Here is an 18,993-nt window from a genome sequence, read left to right as displayed (position 1 = left end):
TCTCTTTATGAATATATTTGTTTTTGATAGCAAGTATTGATAAATTTGCATTCGCTTAACAACAAAATCCACATATTGAGTTTTAAGATCAGGTACTTTTAAAGTACAGTTAACATTAGCATAAATGACAATTTTAGTTACTGGAGGTGCGGGTTTTATAGGCTCTACACTTTGTATACAGCTCAAAGAAAAATATCCAAAATATAAAATAATAGCATTTGATAATCTTAAAAGAAGAGGCTCGGAGTTGAATCTGGCCGATTTCAAAGAAAGAGATATCGAATTTATACATGGCGATATTCGAAATGTTGAAGACTTAAATTCCATTGAAGCTTTTGACGTTTTGATAGAGGCTTCAGCTGAACCTTCAGTTATGTCCGGTTTAAATTCCGACCCGAGTTATGTTATCAACAACAACCTTTACGGCTCGATAAACTGCTTCAATGTTTGCCTTAAACACAAGGCTAAGCTTATATTCTTATCCACCAGTAGAGTTTATCCGATCGACAGTATCGAAACTGCCAACTTTATTGAAGAAGAAACTCGTTTTTCATTCACTGATAATCAGATTTTGTCGGGGATTTCGAGTAGGGGTATTTCCGAAGATTTTACATTGTCTGGTGCGAGGTCTTTTTATGGCACCACCAAACTATCATCAGAATTATTCATACAAGAATATTCGGCTTTTTATAACCTTGACGCTGCCATTACACGTTTTGGTGTGATAGCTGGGCCAAGACAAATGGGTAAGACTGACCAAGGCGTGGTAACACTTTGGATGGCTAAACATTTTTGGAAACAATCACTGAAATACATAGGTTATAGTGGCCTTGGAAAGCAAGTTCGGGACATTCTGCATGTGGATGATTTGGTTGAATTAATAGATTTTCAGATACATAATATTTCGAAGTTTACTGGTAAGGTTTTTAACGCAGGTGGTGGGGTAAATAGTAGTGTTTCGCTATTGGAGATGACCAAGATTTGTGAAGAAATATCTGGAAATAAAATAACAGTAGGATCTGAGAAAGAAAACAGACCTGCTGATTTGAGAATTTACATTACCGATAATTCTAAAATCGAACGTGAGATAGGCTGGTCACCTAAAAAAACGGCAAATGAGATTTTTGCTGACATTCACCAGTGGATTGTCAAAAACGAAAAACAATTAGAAAACATTTTAAAGTAAAATATGAAAGTCGCCATAGTTACTGGCTCTGCTGGTTTGATAGGAAGTGAATCCGTACGTTTTTTCTCTGACAAAATGGATTTAGTTATCGGTATAGATAACGACCAAAGAGCCTATTTTTTTGGCAAAGATGCTTCTACCGAAAGAAGCAAGGATGAATTGGAAGAAAGTATTCAAAATTACATACATCATGCTATAGATATCAGAAACTATGAGGCTTTAAAGGTGGTTTTTAAGCAATATGCTTCTGATATTCAATTGATAATACATACAGCCGCTCAGCCAAGCCATGACTGGGCTGCCAAGGAGCCATTGACTGATTTTACCATAAATGCCAATGGAACGCTCAATTTGTTGGAACTTACTAGGTTACATGCACCGAAGGCTGTATTTATTTTTACCTCTACTAACAAAGTTTATGGTGATACCCCTAATTATTTACCTTTGATTGAGCAAGATAAACGTTGGGAAATCTCTGAGGAGCATGCTTACTATGAGCATGGTATAGACGAAAGCATGAGTATAGACAACTCCAAGCACTCGCTTTTTGGTGCCTCAAAAGTGGCAGCTGATGTGTTGGCTCAAGAATATGGCAAGTACTTTGGAATGAACGTGGCGGTGTTTAGAGGTGGCTGCCTCACAGGGCCAAATCACTCGGGGACGCAACTTCATGGATTTTTGTCTTATCTGATGAAATGTGCCGTAACCGGTAATCATTACACTGTGTTTGGTTACAAGGGTAAGCAAGTGAGAGACAATATTCATTCTTATGATCTCGTAAATATGTTTTATCATTTCTACATGAATCCTCGTCAAGGTGAGGTTTACAATGCAGGTGGTGGTCGTCATTCAAATTGTTCTATGACTGAAGCTATAGAGATTTGTGAACAAATTACGGGTAACAAAATGAACTTCAGCTATGCTGAGGATAATCGAATTGGAGACCATATTTGGTATATTTCGGATGTTTCAAAGTTCAAAAGTCATTATCCTGATTGGAATTATAAGTATGACTTGAACGATATTCTGGAACAGATTTTTTCACAGCAAATAAAACTCAAATAAGCTTTAATCAATTAACCCAAAAATAAGTGAGGCTAAGTATTGTCATTCCTGCTTACAACGAGGCAGAGTCTATTGGTGAAACCATCGAGGAGTTGGTGTCAGTTCTTTCTGAAAAACAGATGAACTACGAGATTTTGGTGGTCAATGACAATTCTAAGGATAATACACTCGAGGTATTGGAATCACTAAAAGCAAAACATGATGCACTGAATTTTGTCACTAATTCTGGTCCAAATGGTTTTGGTTACGCGGTAAGATATGGACTTGAAAGATTTTCGGGCGATTGCGTGGCCGTTATGATGGCCGACTTGTCCGATTCTCCTCATGATCTTGTTAAGTTTTATGAGACTATGATGGCAGGCAATTACGACTGCGTTTTTGGTAGTCGATTCATGAAAGGAGGAAAAACGATTGATTATCCAGGAGTTAAAAAAGTGATCAATAGAGTGGCCAACGCCATTATCAGGATGGTCATGAATATTAAATATAACGATACAACCAATGCTTTTAAGCTTTATAAAAGACATACTATAGAAGGAGTGAAGCCTTTTTTGTCACCACATTTTAACCTTACCATCGAACTTCCTTTAAAGGCAATCATCCGGGGCTTTAGTTTTGCTGTGGTACCCAATTCTTGGACAAATAGAAAGTATGGTGAGTCTAAGTTAAAAATTAGGGAAATGGGTAGTAGATATTTCTTTATTTTAATGTACTGCTTTATCGAAAAATACTTTTCTAGAGGGGATTTTGAAAAGAAATGGTAATACTGATCGATAACAAAAAAGGCGGTTTTAAATTACTAAAACCGCCTTTTTTATGTTTCTGTTTTTAGAAAAACGTGCCAAAGCTAATTCCTACGATACCTTTTGACTGCTTCAGTGTAGCAGATTCAAAGTCGGTTTCGTTGCTAAGGTTGTATGGCGTAAAAGCGAAATCTCTAGAAGTTCTAGAGTAGGAAACATCAGCAAAGAACCTGTTATTTCTTATTCCTGCTCCTACGGTTCCAATAAGGGTTGACCTGGTATTAAAAGCATCACTGTTTTTTCTTGGATCTCCGAGATAGTTCAATCCTGCTCTTACCCTTGCAACTCCAAATCTTAATTCGCTACCAACTTTTACATTTACCACGTCTTTGAACTCGCTTTGAATTCCTCTTTTTTGGTCGGTGGACCAAATATTATCTTCTTTATCTCTCACATTCATCATGTTGTAACCTACATACTCGGCTTCTACACTTACCACACCTAGTTTTTTAGGCAGAAATATCGAAGTACCCAAATTGGCTTTCAATGGGGACGAAATCCTATATTTGAAGTCGTTAGGTACAGTGAAAAGTTCTTTTTCGTCCGATTCAAAGGTATTTGGTTTTTGGTCGTAAGCCACATAAGATGTATAAGTTTCATTTACCCTCATAGACGTCGGACTGGTGATATTTGCACCAAATCGGACGTTGTCACTAACTTTCATTATAACTCCCACGTTCAGGTTTATACCTGTACCTTTTACGAAAAGTTCGTCTCCAAAGGTAAAACCATTGAAAATCTGTCCGTTAGGAAATTGCTCCGTCAAGTCTGTTATTTGGGTATAATTTAGGTTCTGAATTCCAAGTGAAGCCCCAACATATGTTTTGTCGTCGTAGTTGATACCGTATCCCAAGTTTATTTGTCCAAGGTTACCGCTCTCTGATACATTTCCTTTTTGGTTAACTGGAGTCGAAAGTTCTGATGCCACATAACCGCCACCTTGAACCGGGTCTATCAAGTAGGCTTGATAGGCTAGGGCCGTGGTATTCATAGCTAGTCGAGTAGTGGTATTAAATTCATTATTCAACGCCTCTGAACTTATTCCTCTTTGGGTCGCTCTCTCTGCGAAATAGTCTGATATAGAGCTTCTTTTATTCGAACCGCTATAAGAAAAATCATTGTTGAAGTTTGCCAAAGTGTTGTATGAAATACTCCATGCGGTTCTTTTTTTGCGGGTGCCAACTCCTCTGTTACTAAATACCACACCAATTTGGCCAATGCTCATGTTAGAGGCACTTAGCTTGGTAGGGTTGTCAATATAATTCGAAGTAGTGTTGGTACCCGTAAATATTGGACTTATCGTAAACTCGGATTTATTGTAAAAACCTAGACCCGCTGGATTTAAGTAAGAGCTGCTCAAGTCACCCCCTAGAGCTGTAAATGCTCCTCCCATTCCTTGTGTTCTTGCTGAACCGTAGTTGCCATAAGAATAGAATTTCAAGGCGTCTTCTCCATAAAAATGACCATTCAGAGACAATTGTGCCACCGATGAAGAAATGCCCAAAGCAAATGCAAATGCTCCAATAATTAACTTTTTCATAGTGTTATATTTTAAAAAAAGGATAAAAAAATCCCCGCCAACAACAATTGGTTTATTAGCGGGGTATAAAATTGAGTTTTTAATTAAAAATTATCTTGGTCCTCTTGAAGATCCACCACCTGAGCTAGAACCACCAGAAGATGAGCCACCACTGCTGCTACTTCCTCTTGAACTTGATCCCGAGCTATAACTTGAGTTACCGCTACTAGGTGAAGAATAAGAAGATCCTCGATCATAACTTGGAGAACTATAGTTATTGTTCGCTGATGATCTGCTAGAAGAAGAACGCGTGTAGGTATTACCTTGAGCAGTACTATTGGTATTGGCACTTCTTGAGCTATAGCTACTTGATCCTGAGTTGCTCGACCTGTTGTAAGAATCATAACTTGCAGGTCTTCTTGAGCTTGGATTGTAAGAATCTGTAGCACCACTACTAGATCTTGAGTTAGAGTAAGTGGTTCGGTTACTACTGTTGGTGTTGTTACCAGAAGTATTGCCTACCCAAGTTCCATTTTTTCTGTCTGCCAAAACTCTTTCTCCATTTGCAGTGCTTGTATTTCCAGAGTTTCTCACCGAGCTTGATGTTCTTCCACTTGAAGCGGTCGCAGCAGGTTTATTGGTATTTACAAATCTGTCATTGTAATTAGAAGAGTTTCTTCCGGTTTCCCTAGCACCATAAGTTCTAGACCCATTCCTGTAGGAGTTTTGGGAAATAATAGCCTGGTTGTTATAGTAAGGTCTGTAATTGTTGTAGAAACCATTGCCATAAAAGTCGTTGAAACCCCATGGAGAATTGAAGCTATTGTAGCCCCATGGTGAATAGAAGCTATTGAATCCCCAAGGTGAATAGAAGCTATTGAATCCCCAAGGACTGTATCCCCATGAATTGAAAGCCCAAGAGTCCATCATCCAAGGATTGTTCCAAGAGTTGAAACCCCAAGGCGAGAATCTATTCCAAGAATTCCAACCACCACCAAATCCGTATGACAAAAATACGCCTGAGTTAAATGGAGAAAAGGAATTAAATCCAAATCTATTAAAGGGCGAGTTCCATCCCATTGCAATCGGCTGGCTCCAAGAGTTATCTAACCATCCTTGGCTATATCCATCACTATAACCGTCTGAATATCCAGGGTTTGGACTAGATTTTCTTTTGAAATCACGCGAAGTTATGTAATCCTCGCTGTAATAATCGTCAGTGGATTCCGCCTGATTCCCGCTATCCATTCTGTCATACTCATCTTCGTAAGGTAATTGCTGGGTATTTACACCATTGTTTTTATTAAATGGAGCATTAGAAGAGGCCACAATAGGAGCAGGTGCAGCATCAGCAGAAGTTGCATACATGTCATCAGTCTCTCCACTGGTTGGAAGGGATTTGTTTGTACAAGAAGCAATGAAAATGCTGGCTCCCAATAACAAAACTGAATTTTTAAGTTTCATAATTTTTTTAGATAAAAAGGTGTACCTAATCATATATACTTAGACGCTCAAATACCCCAAAAGGTTGCGTCATCGGCTTTTATATTTTTTGAAACATTCTTAGTGAAATATTTCATTACAAAAATAATATTAAAACTTATCTTTGCAACCTTAATGGCTATTGTTAACAAAATAATTAACAAAAGTTTTTATAAGTAAAATGCAATTTTTACTTCTTATATTAAAACTATACTTGAAAAATGTCTAAAGGTCTTCCTAAACGTAGTGAGAATTATTCAGAGTGGTACAACGAACTCGTTAAAAAAGCAGATTTGGCCGAAAACTCGGCAGTAAGAGGGTGTATGGTGATTAAACCGTATGGGTTTTCAATTTGGGAAAAAATGCAAAGAGCATTGGACGACATGTTCAAAGAAACTGGTCATAGCAATGCCTATTTTCCGTTATTTATTCCGAAATCTTTCTTGTCAAAAGAAGCCTCACACGTGGAAGGTTTTGCGAAAGAATGTGCCGTAGTTACTCATTACAGACTAATAAATGATCCTAACGGCAACGGTGTAATTGTTGACCCAGATGCAAAACTAGAGGAGGAATTGATAGTTAGACCTACCTCAGAAACAGTTATTTGGAATACTTATAAAAGCTGGATACAGTCTTACAGAGACCTACCATTACTCATAAATCAGTGGGCCAATGTAGTGCGTTGGGAGATGCGTACCCGTATATTTTTAAGAACCGCCGAGTTTTTGTGGCAAGAAGGTCACACAGCTCATGCTACCAAAGTAGAGGCCGAAGAAGAAACAGCAAGGATGTTAGATGTTTATGCCACTTTTGCGGAGGAATGGATGGCACTACCAGTGGTTAAAGGTCAGAAAACGGCCAATGAACGTTTTGCTGGTGCCGAGGATACGCTGTGTATTGAAGCCATGATGCAGGACGGAAAAGCACTTCAGGCTGGTACTTCACATTTTTTGGGTCAAAATTTCGCCAAAGCTTTTGATGTGAAATTCCAAGACAAATCTGGTGCTTTAGAATATGTTTGGGGAACTTCTTGGGGTGTAAGTACTCGTTTGATGGGTGCCTTGATAATGGCTCACTCAGATGATTTGGGCTTAGTTTTGCCTCCGAAATTGGCTCCAATTCAGGTAGTTATAGTTCCGATTTTCAAAGGCGACGAACAACTGGAGCAAATTTCTGAAAAAATAAATCCTATATTGAAAGAATTGAAATCAAAAGGGATTTCAGTGAAATTTGACAAAGATGACCAAGCCAGACCAGGTTGGAAATTTGCCGAATATGAGCTAAAAGGTGTACCAGTGAGAGTGGCGGTAGGGATGAGAGACTTAGAAAGTGGTACAGTAGAGGTGGCAAGGCGGGATAACCTTTCAAAAGAAATTGTTTCGATTGAGGGAATTGCTCAATATCTTGAAAACTTACTGAATGATATTCAGGAAAATATCTATAAAAAAGCACTTGATTTCAGAACGGAAAACACTTTCGAAGTGAATACTTGGGACGAGTTTACGGCCAAAATTGAAGAAGGTGGTTTCCTGATGGCTCATTGGGACGGAACTTCAGAAACTGAGGAGAAAATTAAAGAATTGACCAAGGCTACGATTAGATGTATTCCATTAAATAGTAAATCAGAAGCTGGTGTTTGTGTATTAACAGGCAAACCTTCAGAAGGAAGAGTGATTTTTGCAAGAGCATATTAACAAGTAAATAAATATAAAAATGGTAAAAGTAGGGGATATCGTTTCACTTCATTATAAAGGGACTTTAAATGACGGAACTATATTTGATTCATCGGAAGGAAGAGAGCCGTTGGAGTTCGAAGTTGGAAGTGGAATGGTTATCAAAGGTTTTGATGACGGCGTAATGGGCATGGCCATCGGCGAAAAAAAAGACATACATATCGGTGTTGAGGAAGCGTATGGCCCTGCTAATGAGCAGATGATATTTAAGTTTGACAAAGCAGGGATTCCTGGTGATGTGCCTCTAGAAGTTGGAGGAACTTTGAACATGCATGATGGTCAACAAGCCATTCCTGTAATAATCAGAGAAATAGCCGAAGATTATGTGTTGATGGATGCCAATCATCCTCTGGCCGGTCAAGAGCTTAACTTTGCTTTGGAACTTGTTTCTATCAAAGACGGAAGCAATCTTGAGGTTGAATTTGAAGATATCAAATAAATTTTAAGTTGAATCTTATAAAAGAAAGGAGTCGAAAGACTCCTTTTTTTGTATTTCAGTTTTTGATTTCCTTAAAATATTTCTTTGGCTACAGCCATCGTGGTGGTTGATTTACTCATGGTGTAAAAATGAAGTGCTGGCACTCCGAATTTCATCAATTCTCTACACTGAGCTATACACCATTCAATTCCAATCGCTCTGGCGTCTTTATCGTCTTTGGCTTGCCTCACGGCACTATCGAACTCTGAGGGCATTTCTAAATAGAACAATTTGGGAAGAATATCCAGTTGTTTTTTAGTCGAAAGGATTTTCAAACCTGGAATAATAGGTATTTGAATTCCGTTTTCTCGACATTTGTTTACGAAATCAAAATATTTTTGATTGTCGAAAAACATCTGTGTTACCAGATATTCAGCACCTGCGTCCACTTTGGCTCTTAAATGGTCAAAATCGATTTCATGTGACTCTGCCTCGAAATGTTTCTCAGGATAAGCGGCTGCCCCGATGCAGAAATTGCTTTTGGATAAGTATTCGGCATCCTCATGTAAATATTTTCCATGATTCATGTCGTTTATTTGAGTTATTAGCTCAGCTGCATAAGCATGTCCGTCTGTTTTGGGTTTGAAAGTACTAAACGGCTTGGCGTGGTCGCCTCTGAGTGCCATTACGTTTTCTATTCCCAAATAATTCAAATCTATCAATAAATCCTCAGTGTCATCTTTGGTAAAACCACCACATAACACGTGCGGCACAGCATCTACATCGAATTTATGCATGATAGCTGAGCAAATTCCGACGGTTCCCGGTCTTTTTCGCGTTTTAATTTCTTTCGTAGTGCCATCATCGGACTTAACCGATATGTACTCTTCTCTGTGATAGGTAACATCTATAAATGGAGGTTTGATTTCCATCATAGGTGCTATGTCGTTAAGCAATTCATCTATTTTCCCACCTTTTGCCGGTGGTATAATTTCAATAGAAAATACGGGTTTGTCATTTACTTTGGCTAAGTGTTCTACAACCTTCGGCATTCTTGAATTTGATTGATTTACACACAAAATTATGCTTTTTAAAAATTTTTCTTCCCAAAATCAGATTTAAATAAACCAAAAATCTAAATTTGGATAAATTATCTAAAAACCTTAAATATTAATACTTCAAAAAGATGAAAAAACTATTTGTAATTGTTCTTTTCCTAACTTTTCCTTTGTTTGTGAGTGCTCAAAACGGCAATTTGTTGGACTATGCAGGGGCATTTAAGTTTGATGGGGCCCCGTTTGAAAAAATTATCATAAGTGTAGAAGGTTCTACGCTATTTGCAGAAGCAGAGGGAGTAGGCAAGGGTGAAATTTTTCCTTCAAAAAACAAAGATGAATTTACCGAACCCAACAACAATGCTGTTTTGGTGTTTAATCGAGACGGTAGCGGCCAAGTAGTTTCTTTAACGGTGAAAGTGCAAGGGTCTGAGTTGAAAGGAACCAAGCAAAGTGATGCGAAGGCCGAATATCTAGGCAAGTATAAATTCGCAGACGACAGTGCGGTGGCTTCGATGACTGTTTCTTTGAAGGATGGTGAGCTATTTGGAGAAACAGATCAAGGTTCTGCGGTTCTTAAATCTACCGATAAAAAAGATATTTTTAACGTGGTAGGCTATGATGGTTCTGTTGAGTTTATAAGAGATTCGGCTGGAAAAGTCTCAAAAGTAATCTTGAAAGTTCAGGACATGGTAATGAATGGAGAGAAACAATAAGTTCTCTCCACTGTTAAAACTCTATTCTGTAATTCAGCATCGGAATCATTCCCAGTTGGTATTTCGGAGTGACTTTCTCCAACAAAGCATCATAATATTGGTAAGCTAGGTTTTTCTGTCCATTGAAATTCTGTATGTCGATAGACACGGTTCTGGAGAATTTTTCCTTTGATTTCTTGAAATATACTCTCAAATCCGGCCTGAAATAGTTCGGATTTTTTTCTATTAATGGTTTAGAATAATTATAAATGGTACTTTTCGACACAATGGAAGCTGCCTCAAGTATTTCGTAATTTCTAAAACCTCCTAGCCAAGCTATTCTAGTGTTCAGTCCAATGAATTTTCCGGGAGATTTTGACCACTCCTTACCAATCGTCAAGTTCACAATGTGGTTTCCACTGAATCTGGTCTGATAATATTTTTTGTCAAAAGCCAAGAATTCGGCTTTGTAAAGGGTGGTATTTATCAATGCAAAAAGACCCTTGCTCAAGTATTTTCGGTAGTTAAGTTCTATACCGTAGTTTCTTCCTTGATTGTTGAGGTTGCTGGCATCGGTCGAAAGTTCCACCACTGTGTTTTCATATCCATTCAAAACCGACAAATATTGATTATTCGAAACCGGCGTATTGAACAGGTTCTGGTAGAAAATTTCACCAAAAAGTTCCTGATTTTCAGATAATTGATATTGATAACCTAGGTTGAAGTGATGTGCACGAATCGGTCTGTACGGCAAGGCATAGGCGTTTTGATTAGAAGACTCGTAGCTGTGGAGTCCGTAGGACGCTTTTAAGCTAAATTTACTGCTTACATCATAGGCCAACCCAAGTCTTGGTTCCAAATAGGTTTTTTGACTCAAAGTATAATGTGGTATTACTAAACCAGCATTATAGCTAAGTCTAGTTTTTTCGTTATTAGTAATTCGTACGAAAGGTTGAACCATTAAACCACTAAAACTATAGAAAGAATCTCCGTTGTTCTTAAAGTTGAACTCGTTGAAATATTGATTAATGTTTAAACCAGTTTTTAATGCAAATTTTCGATTCAAATTCCCACTCAAAATACTCGAAAAGCCGAGGATATTGCGGGCCTGATAGGTGTAGTTGATATTAAATATTGGATTGGTTTTGTAAGCATCCCTTAAGTTTTCTAGTCCTGAGTTGGCAATTACCGTCTTTAAATTCCAGTTTTCAGAAAGTTTTAGGCTATGTTTGAGGCCCGCCACGCCCATTCTGCTATAGAAGTCTATGTTATTAAAGTCCTTTTCAGATTCCCACAAGGTTTTGTCGCTGTTTGGTACAAATTGGTTGGAAGAATTGCCTCCCATACCAAAAAACATAAACGTACCCAAGCGGCGAGTAGGGAAGTTGAAATTGAAAGCCAAGTCTTGAAATTTGATACTTTCACCACCAAAATCTACTCCCATCAAGCCTAATAAACCGGTGAATGAATACCTGTAATTGAACAAATAGCTACTTCCTTTGGTCTTATTCAGCGGCCCTTCAGCGGATAAATCGACACCGATGAGTCCAATTTGGGCAGTATGTTGAAACTTTTTGTTGTTGCCCACTCTGTAGGTCATGTCCATTACACCTGCTAGGGTATTGCCATATTCGGCTGGAAATGCTCCAGTTAGGAAGTTCATATGTCCGAGCATTTGAGCCGACAAAATATTTGTGCCCCCACCTGTTTGTGTAGGTTGATCGGAGAAAGTCCCGGCATTGCTCAGGTGGTTGGGATTTACTATTTCAACGCCCTCCAGTTTCCACTGCATACTTTCAGGGGTATTACCTCTGATAGACATGCCGTTGGCTTGGTCGTTGGTATTGGCCACTCCCGCAAATGAAAAGGCTAGTCGAGCAGGGTCAAAAAATGTAGCCGGAAAACGCATTATTTGCTCAAAGGTAATAGTATTCAGGCTAGTAATTGCCTTCGACATGTTGGGTGTGGCGGCCGTAATAACAACTTGGTCAAGGGTTTTGCTACTTGCTTGCATTTCCAAATCTAGTACGATTTCTTTTGCGTTCTCAAGTATTAACTCCTTTAATATCAACTTGGTGTATCCAACAGATGTGATTTCTATCTCATGACGTCCAATCGTAACGTTTTCAATAAGTACTTCTCCTTTTTCATTCGCCACACCCGACAATACTGTGTTTTTAACTAGTACTGTAGCTCCCGAAATTGGAGCTTTGGTATTTTGGTCTTTTATGTTTATTCTGATGTTTTGTGCTTTTTGAGCCAAAGTTGAAATCGATATTAGAGAAAGAAGTAAGTACAAATATTTCATAATGAATAATGAATTTTTTTTCGACACAAATATAGAGTCAAAATAAGGAAAAAGGTTTGAATTCGGTAAGGTTAAACGGATTTATTCGTTACTAATACCCCTAAAATGGTCGTTTTGTTTTAACCGAAATCTAATTTGATTTGAGTCTGGGTTTATTTTGTAACTTTGATTCTTTCTCTAAAAACACATTTATGTCGCTTTTTAAAATTTATGGTTCTTCTGCAGGTTCTGGTAAAACTTTTACTCTGACCAAGGAATATTTGAAAATGGTTTTGAAAGAAGAAGATCCTCGCTATTTTCAACGCATATTGGCCATAACCTTTACCAACGACGCCGCCAACGAAATGAAAGTGCGGATTTTGAAGGCATTGAAGGAGATATCGGAAAGTGAAGTCTCAGGTTCTTTGATTTTTGGCATAATTGCTGATGAACTCCCTGCTGTTTCTGTCGAAACTTTAAAAAGCAGAGGTGTTTCAATATACAACGAAATACTCCACGAATACAACGACTTCGCTGTTAAAACCATTGACAGTTTTGTAAATCAGATAGTTAGCTCATTTACTTTTGATTTAGACCTTCCATTTAATTATGAAATCAATCTTGATCAAACACAGATTCTCAGTGAGGCCGTCGATAATCTCTTAGAAAAGATTGGCAAAAATCAGGATTTGAGCCAATTGCTTTTGGATTTTGCCCTGAACAAAATAGAAGAAGACAAAAGCTGGAATACCTTAATAGACGAAATCAATCAGTTTGGTAAGAATATTTTTGAAAACGAAGGTTCGTATTTGATTGAGAAAAATCTGGATTTGACACTGTCGGATATCAAGAAAATTAGAGGCCAAATAATTGCTTATCATAAGAATACACTCAATAGGATTCAAGAGTTGGCACAGTCAGGTCTCGATTTGATATTTAGAAACGGTTTGGGCTTTGACGACTTCCTTTATGGCAAGGGTGGAGTATTTGGCTTTTACGAAAAACTCGCTTCATATCCCGAAGATTTGTTTTATTCTGACCTACCTTATCCAAAATCTAGGCATGTTAGTGCTTTTGAAGAAGGTAAATGGTATAAAAAAGGGGCGACTAACGGTGCTTCTATAGATAACATTTCACAGGATTTGACCAATATCGCCAAAGATGTTTTGAGTCTTAAATCCGATAAATACTACATTCTGAAGGAGGTAAACAAAAATTTACTTAAAATTCCTCTTTTGGTAATGATTAAGGAGGAAATGGACATCATAAAATCTGACCGGAACGAGGTGTTTTTGTTTGAGTTTAATAAAAAAATTCTTGACATAGTGGTTAAAGAACCTGTTCCGTTTATTTATGAACGTATAGGCGAAAAATACGACCATTTGTTGATTGATGAGTTTCAGGATACTTCCAATATGCAGTTTTTCAATCTATTGCCATTGATTGATAATGCCATTTCAAAAAATAAGGCCAATCTGATAGTAGGTGATCCTAAGCAGGCCATTTATAAGTGGCGAGGGGGCAATATACAGTTGATGATTGACCTCATCAAGAAAAATGTAGAAGGTCTCAAGGCCAATATTGAAAGTGGCGAAGGTCAGCATTTTCAGATTGAAAACGTGGCGTTTTCAGGTAGTGTCGAAAGCCTAAATGTCAACTATCGTAGTAAATCTGAGATTATTGGTTTCAATAATACATTTTTTGAGTCGGTAATCGCTCAAAATCAATCAGAGTTTCCGTTGGTAGCAAATGTTTTTTCAGATTATTTCCAAAACCTCCCTGCTGTACCTAATCAGGGTGGTTTTGTGGGTCTGGAATTTGTCGAAAAAGAGGCTGAGCCTATTTTGGAAAAAATTCTTTCACAGATACATCAGATTTTGGTAGACGGATACAAACCTGGTGAAATTGCCATTTTGGTGCGAAAAAACTCCCAAGGTTCTGAAATTGCAGATTTTCTTCAAAAGCAAGGCTTTGAAATCAATTCAGTAGACTCTCTGAAGATTTGGAAAAATCTGGAGGTAAGTTTTTTGATTTCCGCCTTAAAGTTTTTGCATCAGCCCGATAATACCTTTGCTAGGTTCGAGTTTTTACAGTTTTATGGATTACTGAATCCAAAAGTTTTAGAAAATTTAGACATCAAGGAAGTTTGTGTGGGTTCATTGAGTTTATTCTTGGAAATATTCAAAATAGAGGAAAAATCATTGTTTGAGAAGGATTTCTATTCTGTAACTGAGTATTTAATTGAGAAGTTTGACTTGCTTAAAAATCAGAATTCCATAAATTATATCTTTACTTTTTTAGATGTAGAGCTTCAGTTTTTGCATAAAAAAAGCAAGAATCTTTCTGATTTTTTGGTCTATTGGGAACAAAAAAAGGAGAAACTATCCATCAATAACAAATCTGAAAACGCCATTACGGTCACCAGTATTCATAAATCCAAGGGTCTGGAATATCCGGTGGTCATCATGCCCTATTTGACTTGGGATACCAAGCCTAAGCCTGGGTCGGAGCTTTGGATGGATTTAAGTGCTTTGGATTATTCTGAGCTACTGTCCGAAACAAAATCGCTCCAAGCAGCTCCTTTGTCTTTTGGGCTTAGAAAACATGTGAGTTTCGGACTTGAAATCCTCGAAAAACAAACAGAACTCATTTTTATTGAGAATCTCAATATGCTCTACGTGGCCTTGACCCGACCGGTGGATAGGTTATATATTTGGTGTCATTACAAACCAAAGAAAGATGGCTGGTCGCTGGATGGCTTAGGCAATGCTTTCAAGGCATTTTTAGAACAAAAGGGCATTTTTAATAGCGGACAGTTCAGCTATAAATTTGGAGAAGAATCAATAAAAACTTCCAAAACTAAATTGAAGGAGGATGATGTTGTTTTTGATGTATCCTTTCAAAAGATTTTCGAAAAAACGTATCATCTAAAACTCAAAACCGAATCTGACTTTAAGTCGATTGAAAGAGAGCAAAAAATAACACTAGGCAATCTTATTCACGCAGCTTTTGAGTTGATAAAAACCAAGGACGATGTAGATTTTGCCATAAATAAGCTCATGGCAGACGGTTTTTTAACCGAAGATTTACGGACCTTGATAGAGCAAAAAATCAAACAAGTATTAGAGAATGATGAGATTTCCTTTCTTTTCAGCGACAAAGCTTTGGTTAAAAATGAGATCGAGATTTTGTCAAAAGGGAATAATGTTCAACGGCCGGACAGAATAGTTTTTGTGCAAGACAAGGTTTTTGTGGTGGATTATAAGGCGGGTGAAAAAAGCGAAAAGCATAAAAGCCAGATTCAGACCTATGGAAAGTCTCTGCAGCAGATGGGCTACAAGAATATCCAATTGATCATTATTTATCTCGAACCTTTCGAAATTGTGAAAATTCCTTTACCGTTTTGAAAATAGAGAAAATATGCTTTTTCAAAATAATGAATACAAATCTTCGTAAATTGCAGAGAATTTACAAAATAGATAATAAGTGTCATTTATTTCAGAGTTAAAAAAGAGAAGGACTTTTGCCATAATTTCTCACCCCGATGCCGGAAAAACCACCCTCACAGAGAAACTTTTGTTGTTTGGTGGAGCTATTCAAACTGCCGGTGCAGTAAAATCTAACAAAATTAAGAAAACCGCCACTTCCGATTTTATGGAAATCGAGAAGCAAAGAGGTATATCCGTAGCCACCTCGGTGATGACCTTTGAATACGGCGGTCGTAAAATCAATATTTTGGATACTCCTGGTCACAAAGACTTTGCAGAAGATACCTACAGAACACTTACAGCGGTAGATAGTGTGATACTGGTCATTGACTGTGTAAAAGGAGTAGAGGAACAAACCGAGCGTCTGATGGAGGTTTGTCGCATGAGAGATACGCCTGTGATAGTTTTTGTGAACAAAATGGACCGAGAAGGCAAAGACCCATTTGACCTTTTGGACGAATTGGAACAGAAACTTTCTATAAAAGTGCGTCCGATTACGTGGCCGGTAAACATGGGCTCAGACTTCAAGGGCGTTTATCATTTACTTGAAAATAGAATGAACTATTTCAAAGTAAATAAAACCAAGCTGGAAGACGACGTGAAAGAAATTGCACTTGATTCGCCCGAACTCGACGCCAGCGTGGGAGTAAAGGACGCGGCTCAGCTTCGCGAAGATGTGGAAATGATCGAGACCATTTATGACGATTTCAAAGAAGCCGACTATTTGGCCGGAAGTATTGCCCCGGTGTTTTTTGGAAGTGCGGTAAACAGCTTCGGTATTAAAGAATTGCTCGATTCTTTCTGCAACATTAGTCCTGAACCCATTTCAAGAAACACGAGCGTAAGGTTGGTGGAGCCGACGGAAAACAAATTCACGGGATTTGTGTTTAAAATACACGCAAACATAGACCCTCGACATAGAGACAGAATCGCCTTTTTGCGAATCTGTTCGGGGAAATTTGAACGTGGAAAATTCTACAAGCACGTGAGATTGGGCAAAGATGTGAGGTTCTCGAATCCTTACATGTTTATGGCAGACTCAAAAAACGTAGTGGACGAGGGATTCCCTGGTGATGTCGTCGGACTTTACGATACTGGGAACTTTAAGATAGGGGATACGCTTACAGAAGGTGAGCTGATGTTTTTTACTGGAATCCCAAGTTTCTCACCAGAGTTATTCCGGGAGGTAATCAATACCGACCCGTTGAAATCGAAGCAACTGGAGAAAGGCGTTTCACAGTTGGCGGAGGAAGGCGTTGCACAGTTGTTTACCATGCAGCCGGGTAACAGGAAAATCATCGGGACGGTGGGTGAGCTTCAGTTTGAGGTAATTCAGCACCGATTGTTGCATGAATATGGAGCGTCTTGTCGTTTCGAGAGTAAACCATATTCCAAGGCTTGTTGGATTACCAGCAAGGACAGCGAAAAGTTGAACGAGTTCATGCGTCTGAAGTCTAATTTCATAGCTCTAGATAAAGACGACAACCCTGTTTTTTTAGCAGAAACGGATTGGATACTAAGAATGAACAAAGAAAACAACCCAGAGGTTGAGTTTCATACCACCTCCGAGTTCAATGTTGCTAATTCTTAATGTTTTGTGATTTTTGTCATATTTTGACGTATTTTAGGAAGAGTATTTTTGTGTTTTAATTTAATATAATTGTTGATGGCTATTTTAATTTTCTTTATTTCTCATTGGTACCTATCGCTTTTTGCTCAGACGTTTTTTCTGCACAGATACGCTGCACACAAAATGTTTACGATGAGTCCTCGCATGGAGAAACTGTTTTACTGGCTTACGTTTATTTTCCAAGGTTCGTCATTTTTAAGTCCTTACGCTTATGGTGTTATGCATAGGTTACACCATGCCTTCGCCGATACCGAACACGATCCGCATTCGCCTAGTTTTTCGAAGAACTTGTTCGATATGATGTGGAAAACCAAGAACTATTACCAAGAAATCTGCAATAGAGTAGATTCTGTGGAGGCCAAGTTTAAGAAAAACGTACCTCACTGGGAATTCATGGAGAAACTGGCCGATACTTGGGTTTCTAGAATCGGCTGGGGTGTTGCTTACACTTTGTTTTATTTTTATTTTGCTGAAAGTTACTGGGTATTTTTGTTGCTCCCGATTCATTTTTTAATGGGGCCAGTTCATGGAGTTATCATCAATTGGTTTGCTCATAAATATGGCTACAGAAACTACGATGTAGATGATACCGCTAAAAATCTACTTCCTGTGGATGTTTTGATGATGGGCGAATCGTATCACAATAATCACCACAAATTTGGCGGAAGAGCCAATTTCGGTGTGAAATGGCACGAGTTTGATCCAACATATCCCATTATAAAGATATTAGATAAGCTCAAGCTCATAAAGCTCAAGCCCAATAACGACCTTAATTATATGTAAAAAAAAGCCAGCTTGCTGGCTTTTTTTATTTCATAACATTTATTCTTTTTGTAACTTTGTTCTAAATCGAGTCTTTCTATAAATGTTCAAATTCCTTAAACGTTATTGGCGATATGGGTATATCGGTACAATTACAGGCTTGCTTGTGATGGATCCCATGTTTGTTAGTGACGGCCAAGGCTGGCGTTTTGACAAGGAATACGGTCTCGAAATACCCGTTAAGTATCAAATACACGGCATCGATATTTCCAGACACAATGGCCTCATAGATTGGAAAAAAATCAACGAAGACCGCCTCGAAAATAACCTCATCAAGTTTATTATCATCAAAGCCACCGAAGGTGGAGATTTGGTAGATTCCAATTTTGAAACCAATTGGGCTTCTGCAAAAGAGAATGGTTTTGTAAGAGGAGCATATCACTTTTATACGCCTTACACAGATCCAAAGCTACAAGCCTTAAATTTTATTATTAACGCCAAGCATGAAAAAGGCGATTTTGTGCCAGTGCTCGATTTTGAAACCAATGGTAGAAATGCTGCGGAGAGAAAAGCTCTTTCCAAGAATGTACAAGTTTGGCTAGAGACCGTAGAGAAATATGTTGGCGTAAAACCAATAATTTATACCAATAAACCCATTTTTAGGCAACATATTCAGGGAAAGCTAGACGATTATCCTATTTGGATATCAGACTATGTCTCTGAAAACCAAAATAACTTCGATTGTAAAAACCTTATTCTTTGGCAACATTCGGCCAAAGGAAAAGTGCCCGGCATTAACTCTCACGTTGATTTTAATGTCTTTTTGGGTACACCTCACAAATTCCAGAAGTTTATACTTTAATTTAGATA

Annotated in this window: 14 protein-coding genes; 10 read left to right on the top strand and 4 right to left on the bottom strand. The window is 38.1% G+C overall.

All coding sequences use genetic code 11. From position 1 onward, the window contains the following. Positions 1-124 precede the first annotated feature (124 nt). The 3 genes from EGI31_RS07125 to EGI31_RS07115 are packed head-to-tail and all read left to right on the top strand — an operon-like array spanning position 125 to position 3,015. On the top strand, positions 125-1,186 hold the full coding sequence (locus EGI31_RS07125) for an NAD-dependent epimerase/dehydratase family protein (protein WP_255036506.1): 1,062 nt from the start codon (positions 125-127) through the stop codon (positions 1,184-1,186). 3 nt (positions 1,187-1,189) lie between these two features. After that, positions 1,190-2,251 carry an NAD-dependent epimerase/dehydratase family protein gene (locus EGI31_RS07120; RefSeq protein ID WP_255036505.1) on the top strand — a complete coding sequence of 354 codons (1,062 nt, stop codon included), beginning with the start codon at positions 1,190-1,192 and terminating at the stop codon, positions 2,249-2,251. A 26-nt stretch (positions 2,252-2,277) separates the two neighbouring features. Next, the gene (locus EGI31_RS07115; protein ID WP_255036504.1) at positions 2,278-3,015 is read left to right on the top strand and encodes a glycosyltransferase family 2 protein; all 738 of its coding nucleotides are present in this window, start codon (positions 2,278-2,280) and stop codon (positions 3,013-3,015) included. A gap of 64 nt (positions 3,016-3,079) precedes the next feature. Here the strand turns inward: EGI31_RS07115 and EGI31_RS07110 are convergent, their stop codons facing one another. Both EGI31_RS07110 and EGI31_RS07105 read right to left on the bottom strand, forming a co-directional pair. Next, entirely contained in the window at positions 3,080-4,594 is a 1,515-nt protein-coding gene (locus EGI31_RS07110) for a PorV/PorQ family protein (protein ID WP_255036503.1), read from the bottom strand. A 90-nt stretch (positions 4,595-4,684) separates the two neighbouring features. Next, complete coding sequence (locus tag EGI31_RS07105) at positions 4,685-6,037, bottom strand: hypothetical protein (protein WP_255036502.1); 1,353 nt, start codon at positions 6,035-6,037, stop codon at positions 4,685-4,687. Positions 6,038-6,276: 239 nt separating this feature from the next. On the opposite strand from EGI31_RS07105, the gene proS reads away from it, so the two are divergent. Together proS and EGI31_RS07095 are read left to right on the top strand one after the other, a co-directional pair. Then, positions 6,277-7,749: a proline--tRNA ligase gene (gene proS / locus EGI31_RS07100; RefSeq protein WP_255036501.1), complete on the top strand. Its 1,473-nt coding sequence runs from the start codon at positions 6,277-6,279 to the stop codon at positions 7,747-7,749. Positions 7,750-7,768: 19 nt separating this feature from the next. Beyond that, positions 7,769-8,227, top strand: a complete 459-nt coding sequence (locus EGI31_RS07095) for an FKBP-type peptidyl-prolyl cis-trans isomerase (protein ID WP_255036500.1) — start codon at positions 7,769-7,771, stop codon at positions 8,225-8,227. Between the two features lie 71 nt (positions 8,228-8,298). Here EGI31_RS07095 and EGI31_RS07090 read toward each other — a convergent pair whose 3' ends face one another. Continuing rightward, on the bottom strand, positions 8,299-9,258 hold the full coding sequence (locus EGI31_RS07090; protein WP_255036499.1) for a methylenetetrahydrofolate reductase: 960 nt from the start codon (positions 9,256-9,258) through the stop codon (positions 8,299-8,301). Between the two features lie 134 nt (positions 9,259-9,392). On the opposite strand from EGI31_RS07090, the gene EGI31_RS07085 reads away from it, so the two are divergent. Further along, positions 9,393-9,977 (top strand): DUF3471 domain-containing protein, encoded by a 585-nt coding sequence (locus EGI31_RS07085; RefSeq protein WP_255036498.1) that lies wholly within the window; start codon positions 9,393-9,395, stop codon positions 9,975-9,977. A gap of 13 nt (positions 9,978-9,990) precedes the next feature. Here the strand turns inward: EGI31_RS07085 and EGI31_RS07080 are convergent, their stop codons facing one another. Next, positions 9,991-12,264, bottom strand: a complete 2,274-nt coding sequence (locus EGI31_RS07080) for a TonB-dependent receptor (protein ID WP_255036497.1) — start codon at positions 12,262-12,264, stop codon at positions 9,991-9,993. Between the two features lie 191 nt (positions 12,265-12,455). Between EGI31_RS07080 and EGI31_RS07075 the strand changes: the two genes are divergently transcribed. From EGI31_RS07075 to EGI31_RS07060, 4 genes are all read left to right on the top strand, one after another. Further along, complete coding sequence (locus EGI31_RS07075) at positions 12,456-15,650, top strand: UvrD-helicase domain-containing protein (protein ID WP_255036496.1); 3,195 nt, start codon at positions 12,456-12,458, stop codon at positions 15,648-15,650. A gap of 79 nt (positions 15,651-15,729) precedes the next feature. After that, entirely contained in the window at positions 15,730-17,322 is a 1,593-nt protein-coding gene (locus EGI31_RS07070) for a peptide chain release factor 3 (RefSeq protein ID WP_255036495.1), read from the top strand. A gap of 75 nt (positions 17,323-17,397) precedes the next feature. Then, a complete protein-coding gene (locus EGI31_RS07065; RefSeq protein ID WP_255036494.1) occupies positions 17,398-18,144 on the top strand; it encodes an acyl-CoA desaturase in 747 nt (248 codons plus the stop codon). Between the two features lie 82 nt (positions 18,145-18,226). Beyond that, positions 18,227-18,985 (top strand): glycoside hydrolase family 25 protein, encoded by a 759-nt coding sequence (locus EGI31_RS07060; protein ID WP_255036493.1) that lies wholly within the window; start codon positions 18,227-18,229, stop codon positions 18,983-18,985. Positions 18,986-18,993: the final 8 nt, after the last annotated feature.

The sequence above is a fragment of the Lacihabitans soyangensis genome (assembly GCF_024343775.1).
In the GTDB taxonomy this organism is placed as follows: domain Bacteria; phylum Bacteroidota; class Bacteroidia; order Cytophagales; family Spirosomataceae; genus Leadbetterella; species Leadbetterella soyangensis.
Note: the sequence above shows the minus strand (reverse complement) of the source record. Positions and strands in the feature narration are given on the sequence as shown.